Origin of the sequence: Stutzerimonas stutzeri KOS6 (assembly GCF_000307775.2) — a bacterium.
Taxonomy (GTDB): domain Bacteria; phylum Pseudomonadota; class Gammaproteobacteria; order Pseudomonadales; family Pseudomonadaceae; genus Stutzerimonas; species Stutzerimonas stutzeri_B.
On record NZ_KK020677.1, the window covers coordinates 586,516 to 599,538 of the forward strand.

Sequence of the window (13,023 nt, forward strand, 5' to 3'; positions counted from 1 at the left end):
ACACGATGCGCATGCCCTCATTCGCCCGCCGTCATCCCTGGATCGGTCTGCTGATCGTGGCGACGACTGGGGTTGCCTCGTGGATGCTGCTGCGCGCGCCGCATCCGGCAACCGAGCCCATGTCCCTGGCCGCCGCCGGGTCCGAAGCGTCGAAACCGGCCGGCCCGCCCTGGCTGTATGGCCGTGCCGATGCGCGCTTCACGGTGGTCGGGTACGCCGACCTGGAGTGTCCGTACTGCCGGACCTACTTCCCCGCGCTCAAGCGCTGGATCGACGCCCATCCCGAGGTGAACTGGCAGTGGCACCACCTGCCGCTGTCCATGCACGAGCCGGCCGCGACCGCCGGGGCACGCCTGGCCGAGTGCGCGGGCGAGACGGGCGGACATGCCACGTTCTGGCAGGCCGTGGCGTGGCTCTACTCGAATACCCGTGGCGACGGCCAGGGCCTGCCGGAGGGCCTGCGCTATCCCGACCTCACACCAACCATGCAGGGTTGTCTCGACAGCGATCGCCCCGATGCGGTCATCCGTGCCCAGGCGGCGGAAGCGGCACAGCAGGGCATCGCGGCGACGCCGGCCTTGCAACTGCGCGACCGCGAGTCCGGCAAGACCCTCCTGCTGCATGGTCCCGTCGAAGACGATGCCTTGCTGTCGGCCATCGATCTGCTCGCCGCCGGCAGCACGACCGCAGCCGAACCCACCCATTCCCCAGACATGCCCGCCGGCGTTGCCGGTGACATGCCCAGGTAGCCATCGATCTTCAAGGCTGCGGCGCGGCTCGTCCGCGTTGATCGAAACCCGTTCGCATCGCATCCCTTGACGCGAACAGCCACCGCACCCGCGGTGGTGGATGCCCGCTCGTCACCTGTTCCATCCCCATCGTCCCCAGGAGGGTTTGCCCTCCAGGGGCAGGCGCCCTCCGATCTCATCCATTGGAGGTTCGCCATGTCTCTCGTCATCGCCGACTCCCGCCCGGAGTCGCTCACCCTGATCGCCGCCCAGCACGAAGACTGGATCATCCGGCAGGCCATCACCCTGCTGGAGAACCGCGTGTTCAAGGCCGGTCCGGCGCTGGGCAGTCCCGCCGCCGTGCGCGACTACCTGCGCCTGAAACTGGTCGCGGAGCCGAACGAAATCTTCGCCGTCGTGTTTCTCGACAACCAGCACCAGGTGCTCGCCTTCGAGCCGCTGTTCAAGGGCACGGTCGACCAGACTTCGGTGTATCCGAGGGTGGTGGTCCAGCGTGCGCTGGCGCTCAACGCTTCGGCGCTGATCCTGGCGCATCAGCACCCCTCGGGGAACACCGAGCCCTCGGCCGCTGATCGTGCGATCACCGAGCGGCTGAAGAGTGCCCTGGCCACCGTCGATGTCCGGGTGCTGGACCACTTCATCGTCGGCAAGGGCAGCCCGTACTCGTTCGCCGAAGCCGGCTTACTGTAGTCCGCAGGCGTCCCTCCGGGGGCGCCTGTTCCTCTTGCCCCTCTCCACAAGAACTGCCATGAACGGTTCCGGTTGCCACCTTGGCGATGCGTTCTGATGGTCACGATTTCGGAAGCTTGCAAGCTTGCAAGCTTGCGGGATACGCGGCTGAACCGGCCTTTATTTGTTGAGAGGCACACCTTTACATGGCAGAATGTGCGTATTTTCTAGTTGCCAGCAACGCGAATGTCTGCCGTCACCGCCATCCAGTACACTCAGGATCAGATGCGCACGCTAACTGGCGTGTCCGCCGAAACGGTGCGGCATTGGCGCAAGACCGTGCCCTACTTGGCGTCCAAGACCGGGAAGGCTGCCCGATTCACCTTCGCCGATCTCCTTGGCTTGGCCGTTACCAATGAGCTGGTCAGCTCATTGGGCGTGCACATCGCCACCGTCAGCGTCGGCGTGGACGCGCTTTTTCGGTTGCTGAGCACCAGTGGCGCGTTGGCGCTGAACGGGTCTGTGGCGTTCGTGACGCCCACTTTGGCGAACCTGTGCGATATCGGCCCCGAGGGGGTTGGGCCGGCGCCGGCCCAACCGACTCTCGTGATCCCGCTCGATCCGTTGATCATGCGGCTTCAGCAGCACATGCTGCCGATCGTCCCGACGCCGAGCCAGGCAGCGTTGCCGTTTCCACCCGAAGCTATCCGGAGTAGGGCGTGAACACTGCCACGCTGGAACAGGTGCTCGCCGCAACCGGCTACCTGCCGGACGGGCGACCCGCGCCCGGCCTTCGGTTGGGGGCTGAGGCGCAGTCCTCGCGCCACGGCCGCGTTTTTGTTCCGGACGCATTGTGGCGCAGCGCGTCGTCGTTGACCGTCTACTTCAAGTTTGAGCAAAGCGCGCCTGCAGACGATCTGGTCAGCCAGTGGCGACGAGAGGTCTGGAACGAGGGGTTCGCGCCGTTGCTGTGGGTGATCTCGCCGCAGCGTATCGACCTGTACAACGGTTTCGGCACACCCGCGAAAGAAGGCGATGCCCAGAGACATTTGATTCGGCGTTTCGAGAACATCGAAGCTTCGCTTCATGAACTGGACGAGTTGGCCGGCCGACTGGCGATCGAGACGGGCCAATTCTGGGCCCAGGTGCCGGCCATCGATCGCAAGACCAGCGTCGATCAGAAGCTCCTGTCTGACCTTGGATGTCTCGAACGCGATTTGGTCGCAGGCAATCTCGCGCGCGATGCGGCGCAGGCCTTGATTGGGCGCGTGATCTTCACCCAGTACCTGATTGACCGCGAGATCGTCAGTGCGGCGCGGTTGAAGCGGGTATGCGGCCGCACGGCGTTGCCGGCGATCCTGCGCGACCGGCCAGCGACCAGCAAGCTGTTCGCATGGCTGGCCCAGACCTTCAACGGCGATATGTTTCCGCCCTCGTCGGTGAAAACGACACCAGCCGCTCACCATTTGACGCGGGTTGCGGAGTTCCTGGAGGCTGTCGATCCTGAAAGCGGGCAACTCAGCTTCTTCCCCTACCAGTTCGACGTGATTCCGGTCGAGCTCATCAGCTCGATCTACGAGCAGTTTGCACATGCTGAGCCGCAGACTGGAGGAAAGCGCACAGAAGCGTTGCGAAACGGCGTGCACTACACGCGACTGTCCGTCGTCTCGCTGGTCCTCGATGAGGTCATGGATGGTCTATCTGGACGGGAGTCGGTGCTGGATTTGACGTGCGGCTCCGGTGTCTTCCTGGTCGAAGCGCTGCGGCGCTTGGTTCATCTTCGCTCGCAAGGTCAGCCGCCCACGAGGGAGCTGATCCGCTCGACGCTCTACGGGCAGGTGTATGGCGTAGACATTAGCGAAGCCGCGATTCGCGTCGCTGCGTTCAGCCTGTACCTGGCTGCGCTTGAGCTGGACCCTGACCCGCAACCACCGCAGTCCCTGAAGTTCCAGCCATTGATCGGCAGGACATTGCTCGTCGGTGACGCTCGTACTGTCGAACGTGATGGAGATGGCAAGGCCGTGCTGGCGACGCCGACAGGGCTGAAGCAGTTCGACCTTATCGTGGGCAATCCCCCTTGGAGCTTTAGGGGGCAGACAGGAACCGAAGCGCGGCGCAAGACCAGGGTTGCGGGCGTACCTGCGCAACCGCGCGGTGAAGGCTTGGATTTCGTGTTGCGAGCGGCGGAGTTCTCACATGAGAAGACCCGTTTCGGCATCATTCTTAGCGCGATGCCGTTCTTCAGCCGCAGCGGCACCGGCATGGCAGCAGCTCAGCATGTGATGCGAGCCGTGGCTCCGATCACCTTGGTAAATCTGTCCAATTTGTGCAGTTGGCTCTTCGCGACAGCGGCTATGCCCGCAGTGGTTCTCTTTGCCCGTCATCGACCGAAGCAGCGAACGGATCAGGTCACGGTCGTTCAGATCCCGTGGACGCCCAGCGGTGCAAGGACTCATTCGTTCGAGGTGGCGCCGAGTGACGTCATCACTTTGACACTCGACGAGATCCAAGAACAGCCGTTGAAGCTCAAGGCAGCAGCCGTTGGCCGGCGCCGTGACCTCCTATTGCTGGATGACTTGACTTCGGCCCACAGAAATCTGGGCGAGCAACTCTCATTACTCGACACTACCTTCCAGGTTGGATTGATTCGCGGGGCCCCAGAGAATCAGACGCGCGATGCTCGCCCGCTAAAGGGATTGGATGTACTGCAAGTCAAAGACATGCAGCACTTCAACATTCCCGATGATTTGCCGACTTTCAGCCAATCGAAGGCACAATGGCCACGATCGCGGGAGATATATCAAGCCCCGCTTCTCATCGTGAAGGAAATGCTTCTGGGGAGTCCACGCGTCTTGGCGGCCGTCTCCGAGCGGGATCTCGTCTTCACGAACTCATACTTCGCAGTGTCTCTTCCGAGAGGGCACACGCGGACGGCACATTTGCTTGCCACCGTGTTGAGTTCTGCTTTTGCGACATGGTTCTTCTATCTGACCGCTGCAGAGTTTGGAATCTACAAGAGGAAGCTGCTGGCTCGCGACCTCAGCTTCCTACCGGTGCCTAATTTCACGAGCGCAGTGAAATCTGAGGCTGGCCAGCGCCTGCTGCAGATTGAGAAGAATCTGCGCGCCAACGGCACCGACGAGAGGGGATGGGCTGAACTGGACGAAGCTGTCTTCGATCTGTACGAACTGAACGATGCCGACCGAACTGTCATTCGAGACGGCCTCCTTCGCGCCGGGTGGCAATGGGAAACCGGCCGCGAATCATCCGTGGAGCCATCGGACAGTCGTACTGAGGTCACGGCGTATGCCAAGACGTTCCTGTCCGTTATCGAGGATTGGCTTTCCGTTCGCAATAAGCGGCACATGCGCGCCGAAGTGCTCGACTTGCCAAGCAGTTCGGCCTTGCGCGTCGTGCGCTTTGTCTTGGAAGAGGGGCCGGGTAATGCGAGCGTGAGCGTCGTGGCACCACAAGGCGAATTGGGTGAAGTACTGGCACGTATCGGCAGGCGCCTGAAAGTCAAGATTGCGACCGCGCTCAGTGCAGAGCGGGAATTGCGAGTGCACGGACGCAACGAAGTCGTGATCATCAAGCCAGCAGCGCGGCGCTACTGGATGGGCATAGCGGCACTGGAAGATGCCGATGCAGTGGTCGCGGAGAGCTTTTCAGGGGGCAAAGTTTGAGGATCCCCTATGAGACACCTCCTGCACTGGGCAGAGAGTTCATTGAACTTGAGCCCGAGGTTGTGGCGGTCATTCTGCTGACACTGGCCGCAGGTTGGCAGCGAGCATGCGCAGCCGAGGACGTGAATGCCAACGCTGGAGAGGTAATCATGACCGAGCGCCTGCGGGACGGGATGCGCATTGCGCTGAAGAACTCCCCGTGGAAGCAGATCATGGTGCTACCTGGCACGGAATCGCGATCTAAAAGCAACGTGATGCTACCAGACGGACGTACCGACATCCCGCTGGCGTTCGTCGAAATTTTCTTGCGCACGCAGGAGCATGATCCGCACGCGATCATCGAATGCAAACGAATCGCCGGGTCGGACACTCACTTGTGTCGAGAGTACGTCGTCGAGGGCATGGATCGATTCATCCAGGAGAAGTACGGCGAGAACCATGCTATCGGCTTCATGGTGGGGTACGTTCTTGCCGGCGTTCCTTCGGAATCCGCGGATGGCGTCAACGCTTACTTGAGAAGAGTTTCGCGCTCGGTAGATCGCCTCGCCCCGAGCGACATCAGTGACGGGACTTGGCAGAGCCTACACGCACGCTCCAAGCCGTCGATGCCGATTCGCTTACAGCATGCGTTTCTTGGGTTCGCGGGCACCTCAGCGTCCCGCACCTGATCTCCGCCTCCGACAGGAGGCAATCACAACGCTCACAACGGCATAGGGTATGAAACCGGCAGGGGCCGGATGCGGTTTCTTTGTCGCGCTAGATCGGCACTTGAAGTCGACTGTGACTTTGATCGACTCCAAGGACGCCCGATATGCCGGCCCCCGTCTTCAAGGCTTCGCCCCGGCTGCCGACCATCAGCATTGCGCCCGGACTGTGGGCAGTGCTGTTCATGTTTACCCAGACTGCAGCAGCCGACGTGCTCGTCGTCACCGACAGCCGTCATCCGGTGCAGGCTCCAGCCGGCGTGCGGATCATCGAGCTGGACCAGGCCACGCGCATCGAGGTCGAACTCGCCGCGCACCTACCGGCCGACCCGCAACAGGCTGCAGCCCTGGTGCGGCAGCGGTTGCAGGACGGTGGCGAGGCCCTTCAACGCCGCATCGGCCACGCCTACCAAGGTGTCGCGGATGCCTGGGGACTGGGCATCGCCAAGATTCCCGCCGTGGTGGTCGATCGACGCTACGTGGTCTACGGCGAGCCCGACGTGCCCCGCGCCGTCGCGCGCATCAACGCCTACCGGAGCGCGCAGCCATGAGCCTCCTGCTGGCACGCCGGCGCCTGCGCGCCACCGCCGCCTCGCTGCTGCTGAGCGCGGCCACGTCGACGTTCGCCCTGGACACCGCCACCATCGTCTCGTCGGCGCTGTCCCCCGACTGCCTCGAATACCGCGTGGTCGGAATCTGCTACTGGCTGTACTGCACGCCCTTCGGCTGCTCGGTTCGCACCTCCGTCAAGGTGCGCCACTACGTCCCCGATGCGGTGGTGTCGAGCTACTCGAACACCGGCGAGAACCCGTGGCTGGAAGTCAGGGCGATGAGCATGCCCAACCCGAGCGCCAAGGCTGGCGGTGACGGCACGACCAATCACGACAACGAGAACAACCTCGCCAAGTTTAAGAACGCCGATGTCATCGGCCATCCGGCCGGGATGGTGTTCAGCCAGTTCGCCAGCGCCTCCGGCTACACCTGCGAAGGCGCGGGCACGGCCTTCATGCCGTATCTGCTGAGCACGCTCGACACGATCGCCTGGCGCTACAACATCCCGGAAGCGTTCTACCCCGAAGCGCTCATCCCCGGCCGGCGCGAAATCGGTACGCGCACCGGCCTGAACCTCTGGGGCAACGTGTATCCCCGCGGTGGCTTCCTGCACCAGACCGACGACCACAAGAGCGGCGCCGTGGTCGCGCAGCGCGCGGGCGACATCGTGACGCGCCGCGGCCAGATCCACGTGTACCAGCCCCTGCTGGCCAACGCCCGCGACGGGTACTGGCCGGCCGGCGCGTTGATGGAGACCGACGCCTCGACGGGCAAGTGGCAGGAGCTGACGCCCACGCTCTCGAACAGTTGCGTGGTCTTCCCGCACAGCCGCACCCGCGTGCAGGCCCAGCAAGGCGACTACGCCTGGGCCTTGTGGCGGCCTTACTCCTGCTGCCGGCGCCGTGGCCAGGTCTTCCTCGGCAGCGTCGATTTCATGTGAGGAACCCACGATGAACGCCTCCCTCCCTGACTTCCTGCACCGCGCGAAATCGCCCTTGCGGGCCACGCTGCTCGTGGCGGCCATCACGCTGGTCGTCGGCGTCGCCTGGGCGCAGACGCGCATCGATCCCAATGGCGTGAACGTCAGCGGCAGCGTGATCGGCGACGACGTGCTCTACAGCATCGGCGGCGGCCGGGCCGTGTCGATGGGTGGTGCCGGCAACATGCAGAGCATCGGCGTCGGCGCCGGCTGGAACAGCAACCTGATCTGCGGCGACATGAGCATCACCACGACGCTGCAGAACCAGCTCAACGGCATCACCAACGGCTTCCAGACGATCATGAGCAACGTGATCCAGAACGCCACCAGCGCCGTGGCCTCGCTGCCGGCGCTGATCATCCAGCGCGCCGACCCGGGCCTGTACAACCTGCTCACCAACGGCATCCTGCAGGCGCGCCTGGATTTCGACCGCTCGAAGATGACCTGCCGGGCCATCGCCAATCGCATGGCGGACATGGCCGGCGGCCAGGCCGGCTGGGACCAGCTCGCCGAGGGGATGGCGCTGCGGGATGCGGTCAGCAGCACCGATGCCGTCTCCGCCATCGAGCAGGCCGAGTCCAACAAAGGGAACAACGGCGTGCCCTGGGTCGGCGGCGGCAACGCGGGCGGCTCCGGCCAGAGTTCGATCAAGGTGGTCGGCGACGTGACGCGAGCGGGCTACAACCTGCTCAACGGGCGCAGCGCCACCGATACCTCGTCGATCGCGCGCAGCGCCTGCAGCAACCGCCTGACCTGCCAAACCTGGTCGTCGCCTGGCGCGGCCGCGGACTGGGCGACCCGCGTGTTGGGCGAACGCGAGCAACGCACCTGCGAAAACTGCACGAAGACCCAGACCACGCCTGGCGTCGGGCTCACGCCAGTGATCCAGGAAGAGTACGAGGCCAAGCTGCAGGTGCTGCAGGAGCTGGTGACGGGCGCCCGGCCGACGACGCCGACCAATCTCGACGCGGCCGGCAGCAGCTCGCTGCCGATCACCCGCGGCGTGATCGAGGCCCTGCGTGATGAACCCGACCAGGACGTGCTGGGCAAGCGCCTGGCGTCGGAGGCGGCGCTGTCCAGCGTGCTGGAGAAGGCCTTGCTGCTGCAACGCACGTTGCTGACCGGCAAGAAGGAGCCGAACGTCGCCGCCAACGAACTGGCCGTGCAGGCGGTCGACCAGGAGAACAGTGCGCTGGAGCAGGAGATCAACAACCTCAAGACCGAGCTGGAGCTGCGGCGCACGCTGGCCGGCAACTCGGCGATGGCGATCATCCAGCGCCACAGCACCCGCGCTGCTGGTTCGCGCGGCGTCTTCGAGGGCGACACCACGCGCGACCGTCTGCGGGAAGTCCAGAAGCCGCGGAGCGGTACGCCATGAGCCGGCTGGCCTGGCTGCGGCTGCCATGGCTGTTCAACCGCCGCGTCGGCGTGGCGCTGCTGTGGACCTTGCTGGTGGTCGCCGCCGCGGTGGCGGTGAACATCGCCGGCATCCACGTCGTCGGCGGCGTCGAGGGCTGGCAGCACTGGCTGCAGGCGCACGCCGGCCACTTCTTCGTGTGGCGGCTGTGCCTCTACGGAGCGACGGCTTACGGCTGGTGGTGGATGCGTCGGCGCCTGTTGCGGCGGGAGCCGTCCCGCGAGACGCATCAGCGCCTGCTGCGCACGGAGATCGCGGCCGTGATCGCCGTGGTCGCGCTGGAAGCCAGCCAACTGCTGCGGCACGGCTGAGACCGGGAGGCAGGCATGACGCTCTACACCACGGACTACCTGGAGTATTACCTGACCCTGGTGGCTTGGGTGGTCAACAACGGCATCTGGAGCATCCTCGTGGCCAGCGGCGTGTTCGCGCTGCCGTTCGTGGCCATCGTGATCCAGGAATGGCTCAAGGCCCGCAGCGAAGGTGCGGACGAGGGCAACAAGGGCGTGCTGTCGTCGATGCGCATCGAGAACCGGGTGTGGGTGGCGATCGTGGTCATCATGTTCGCCGGCATCCCGTTCATCCCGGTGGATCTCGCCACGATCAGGTTCGACACCACGCGCTCCGCGCAATGCCAGGTCAGTGTCCCGCTGCCCAACGACACGGGCTGGTCCAACGTCTACACGGCGCTCAACGACCAGAGCGCGCTGGTGCCGGTGTGGTGGTTCTTCATGCACGCGCTGTCGAAAGCCGTGACGGGCTCCGCGGTGGCGGCGATTCCCTGCGGCACGGACCTGCGTCAGATTCGCATGGATGTGGATGCCACGCGCATCGACGACCCGGTGCTGGCACAGGAGGTCGCCGACTTCACGCACGACTGCTACGGGCCGTCGCGCGCCAAGCTGTTCATGAACCGGCCGACGCTCTCCGACGAGCAGATGAACGACGTCACCTGGATCGGGTCGAGTTACTTCCTCGACACGCCCGGCTTCTATGACACCTATCGCGCCAAGACCCCACGCACGGCCTGGCCCTACGACGCGACCCGCGATGCGGGTCTGGCACAGGTGGACAGCGGCGGCGGCTATCCATCCTGCCGGCAGTGGTGGGCCGATGGCGGCCAGGGACTGCGCAGCCGGCTGCTGGCACAGGTCGACCCGGACCTGCTGACTCGCATCGGGCGCTGGGTGGGCTTCCTGTCGCAGAGCGAGGTCAATGACTCGGTGATCCGCGCCGTGGTCGCGCCGAGGCAGCAGAAGATGAACCAGGGCGCCGTCTACACCGACTACGGCGGCCAGATCGACAAGACGCTGCCGAACATCGTCACGCGCGGCGCGAGCGACCTGGGTCTGACCGTCGGTTCGCTGGGCTTCTTTCCTGCGATGGACGTGGTGCGCCAGGCGCTGCCGATGGTGCTGACCATGCTCAAGATGGCGCTCGTCATCTGCATCCCGCTGGTGCTGCTGATCGGCACCTACGACCTGAAGACGGTGGTGACGGTGAGCTGCGTCCAGTTCGCGCTGTTCTTCGTGGACTTCTGGTTCCAGCTCGCGCGCTGGATCGACAGCACGATCCTGGATGCGCTCTACGGCTGGGGGTTTGGCGCGGACAGGCCTCACACGAACTTCGATCCGTTGATCGGTTTGAACAACGCCTTTGGCGACATGTTGCTGAACTTCGTCATGGCGATGATGTTCATCGTGCTGCCGACGTTTTGGGTCATGGCATTGGCTTGGGCAGGCGTTCGCACGGGAAATATCGTGCAGGGGTTGTCCACCGCCACCTCGGACGCCAAGGGCGCTGGGGGGCGTGGCGCTGGTATGGCAATGAGCGCCGTATCGAAGAAGTGACCGCCGTTCAGTCGTCGTCGGTCACATGCGGGTCGATGCGCCAGTCGCTCTTGTCATAAAGCCCGAAGCCGTTGGGGCCTTCCCTCCACTCGGGTTGCGGTTCCTCTTGATCAGGGTCGTCGTGCTGCACGAGCCATGCAGCAGTCACCGCAAAGGCGAGCAGCAGGGCCAGCCAGAACGCGGAGTAGAGCAGCGCACCGAGCACGGCGAGCTTGACGATCCAGAGCACCGCCGTCGCCGCGCCCGCAGGCACCCCGCGCGTCACCAGCCAGCCGGCGACACGCTGCTCGCGGCGCAGGTATCCACGCCAGGCACGGCCAGCCCCCCGGCCCAGCCGGTGGCTCCAGCGCCCGTTGTGCGTGTTGGCGGTCATGCTCATATGCCTCGGCTTCAGTGGTGCCTCACCTCGCGGAGCGGCCGGTCGTGGCCTGCCCTCCAGCATAGACCGCGATCAGGAGGGCGGGTTGCGCCCGGCAGAGCCGGGTTGGCTCGGGTCGTAGGTCGATTAGATTATGCACAACAAATCAAACCTTATGCTACTTTCCATGCACGTTCTTGCAATGGCTCTAGGGGTCGATTGGATTCTGTGTTATTTTTATAACATGGATCGAAATTCTCGGCACCAGGTAATCAAGCGACTGCAGGCGGGACTCTCCCGTGGGGCGCCGTTCGACCTTGCCACCCTGAGCCAGTTCGGGGTGTCGCCCCAGCTCGCCGCCCACTATGCCGACGGCGGGTGGCTCGTGCGCCTGGCCCATGGCGTCTATGCCTTCCCGAACGATGAGTTCGGGGTCTACGGTGCGCTGAAGTTCCTGCAACAGCGTGTGCCCGGCCTGCACGTCGGCGGCAAGAGCGCCCTGGCCCTGCAGGGTGTGCGGCACAACCTGGGCAGCCGGGAGACGCTGGTGCTGTGGGGCGACGGTCGTTTCGCGTTGCCGGCCTGGTTCACCTCGCGCTTTCCGGCCCGCTACGTCCACGCCCGCCTGTTCGACTGGCCGGACACGACGCTGGCCAGCAAGACCCTGACCACGCCGCCTGGCCTGCCCGAGGATCTGCGGGTGGCTGCCTCCGAGCGTGCCGTTCTGGAGCTGCTGTACGAAGCCGGCGTCAAGCAGAGCCTCGAAGAGGCCCGCAACCTCTTCGATGGACTGCGTTCCCCCCGCAAGGACTTGCTCGGACAACTGCTGTCCTGCTGCGCCAGCGTGAAGGCCGTGCGCCTGTTCCTCACCTGGGCGCGCGAGACCAGCCTCGTGGATGTCGATGCCCTGCTGGAGCAGTACCCGGTTCGCACCGGCAGCAACACGCGCTGGATGAGCCGGCTCGATGACGGCACCTTGCTAAGCCTGAGACCTCATGGATAAGACCTACGCGGACACCGTTCGCCTGCTGCTGGCCGTCGCGCCCGACGTGTTCGCCAACCACATCTTCGCCATGAAGGGCGGCACGGCCATCAACCTCTTCGTGCGGGACATGCCGCGCCTGTCGGTGGACATCGACGTGGTGTACCTCCCGTGGCAGACGCCGCGCGACGAAGCGCTGCAAGCCATCAACCAGGAGCTGGCCGCCATCGCCACGCGTGTTGTACCGCTGGGCGTGCAGACACGCCTGGTTCGCGCCAAGGACCTGGGGGACACCAAGCTGATCGTCGAGAACGACGCCCACCAGGTGAAGATCGAGGTCAACGTCGTGTTCCGAGGCAGTGTGCTGCCCGTCGAGCGGCGGCCGCTGAGCGCCAGGACCAGCGATCTGTTCGGCGTCGAGTTCGAGCTGCCGGTTCTGGCACCGGACGAGCTGTACGCCAGCAAGCTGGTGGCCGCGCTGGATCGGCAGCACCCCCGCGACCTGTTCGACGTGTGGCAGCTCTTTGAGTCGGGCGGCATCAGCGACGGCATGGTCGAGTGCTTCGTGATCTATCTGGCGGGCCACAACCGGCCGCCCCACGAAGTGCTGTTCGGCAACGACAAGGACATCGCCGGCGAGTACGAGCGGGCCTTTGTCGGCATGACCGAAGTGGACTGCTCCCTGGAGACACTGCTCGACGCTCGCGCCAGGATGCGGCGCGAGCTGCCACAGCGACTGAGCACCGCGCACAAGCAGTTTCTGAGCGGGCTGGCGCGCGCAGAACCGGACTGGTCGCTGGTGCAGTGCCAGCACGCCGCGCAACTGCCGGCACTGCGCTGGAAGCTCGCCAATCTCGAAACCTTCCGCAAGCGCCGTCCCGACGACTTCGCAGCGCAATCCGCCGCCCTCGACACCGGCTTGGGCCAGAGCTGACGAACATCCCGCAGCGCCCCACTTGCCGGGATTGCCCCATGCCGCATTCATCGTGGCACCCGCGCAGCAGCGGCCCTATACCCAAAGGCTTCCGACAAAGGCCAAAGGGCTGAGAAGGGGCAAAGGAAGGGCGCCAAGGGGAAAGG

13 protein-coding genes are annotated in these 13,023 nt (G+C 64.7%); 12 read left to right on the forward strand and 1 reads right to left on the reverse strand.

Annotated features, from left to right (window positions below):
- Positions 1 to 5: 5 nt before the first annotated feature.
- The 10 genes from B597_RS43110 (at position 6) to B597_RS43155 (ending at position 10,603) form a co-directional block, all read left to right on the forward strand.
- Positions 6 to 749, forward strand: coding sequence for a DsbA family protein (locus B597_RS43110; RefSeq protein WP_003292124.1), 744 nt, complete (start codon positions 6 to 8; stop codon positions 747 to 749).
- Between the two features lie 195 nt (positions 750 to 944).
- A complete protein-coding gene (radC, locus tag B597_RS43115; RefSeq protein WP_003292123.1) occupies positions 945 to 1,439 on the forward strand; it encodes a RadC family protein in 495 nt (164 codons plus the stop codon).
- A gap of 225 nt (positions 1,440 to 1,664) precedes the next feature.
- The gene (locus tag B597_RS43120; protein WP_003292122.1) at positions 1,665 to 2,141 is read left to right on the forward strand and encodes a MerR family transcriptional regulator; all 477 of its coding nucleotides are present in this window, start codon (positions 1,665 to 1,667) and stop codon (positions 2,139 to 2,141) included.
- Positions 2,138 to 5,101, forward strand: coding sequence for an HsdM family class I SAM-dependent methyltransferase (locus B597_RS43125; protein ID WP_003292121.1), 2,964 nt, complete (start codon positions 2,138 to 2,140; stop codon positions 5,099 to 5,101). The genes B597_RS43120 and B597_RS43125 overlap by 4 nt, the downstream gene beginning before the upstream one ends.
- A 149-nt stretch (positions 5,102 to 5,250) precedes the next feature.
- Positions 5,251 to 5,769, forward strand: a complete 519-nt coding sequence (locus tag B597_RS43130; RefSeq protein ID WP_013721898.1) for a hypothetical protein — start codon at positions 5,251 to 5,253, stop codon at positions 5,767 to 5,769.
- Positions 5,770 to 5,912: 143 nt separating this feature from the next.
- Positions 5,913 to 6,356: a TIGR03757 family integrating conjugative element protein gene (locus tag B597_RS43135; RefSeq protein WP_003292119.1), complete on the forward strand. Its 444-nt coding sequence runs from the start codon at positions 5,913 to 5,915 to the stop codon at positions 6,354 to 6,356.
- Entirely contained in the window at positions 6,353 to 7,297 is a 945-nt protein-coding gene (locus B597_RS43140) for a TIGR03756 family integrating conjugative element protein (RefSeq protein ID WP_003292117.1), read from the forward strand. The genes B597_RS43135 and B597_RS43140 overlap by 4 nt, the downstream gene beginning before the upstream one ends.
- A 10-nt stretch (positions 7,298 to 7,307) precedes the next feature.
- Entirely contained in the window at positions 7,308 to 8,714 is a 1,407-nt protein-coding gene (locus tag B597_RS43145; RefSeq protein WP_003292116.1) for an integrating conjugative element protein, read from the forward strand.
- Positions 8,711 to 9,064: a hypothetical protein gene (locus tag B597_RS43150; protein ID WP_003292115.1), complete on the forward strand. Its 354-nt coding sequence runs from the start codon at positions 8,711 to 8,713 to the stop codon at positions 9,062 to 9,064. Before B597_RS43145 ends, B597_RS43150 begins: the two co-directional genes overlap by 4 nt.
- 15 nt (positions 9,065 to 9,079) lie before the next feature.
- Positions 9,080 to 10,603, forward strand: a complete 1,524-nt coding sequence (locus B597_RS43155; protein WP_024162454.1) for a conjugal transfer protein TraG N-terminal domain-containing protein — start codon at positions 9,080 to 9,082, stop codon at positions 10,601 to 10,603.
- Between the two features lie 7 nt (positions 10,604 to 10,610).
- Here B597_RS43155 and B597_RS43160 read toward each other — a convergent pair whose 3' ends face one another.
- Entirely contained in the window at positions 10,611 to 10,982 is a 372-nt protein-coding gene (locus B597_RS43160) for a DUF3742 family protein (protein ID WP_003292113.1), read from the reverse strand.
- A gap of 223 nt (positions 10,983 to 11,205) precedes the next feature.
- On the opposite strand from B597_RS43160, the gene B597_RS43165 reads away from it, so the two are divergent.
- Positions 11,206 to 11,964, forward strand: coding sequence for a type IV toxin-antitoxin system AbiEi family antitoxin domain-containing protein (locus B597_RS43165; RefSeq protein WP_017244844.1), 759 nt, complete (start codon positions 11,206 to 11,208; stop codon positions 11,962 to 11,964).
- On the forward strand, positions 11,957 to 12,877 hold the full coding sequence (locus B597_RS43170) for a nucleotidyl transferase AbiEii/AbiGii toxin family protein (protein ID WP_003292111.1): 921 nt from the start codon (positions 11,957 to 11,959) through the stop codon (positions 12,875 to 12,877). The genes B597_RS43165 and B597_RS43170 overlap by 8 nt, the downstream gene beginning before the upstream one ends.
- Positions 12,878 to 13,023: the final 146 nt, after the last annotated feature.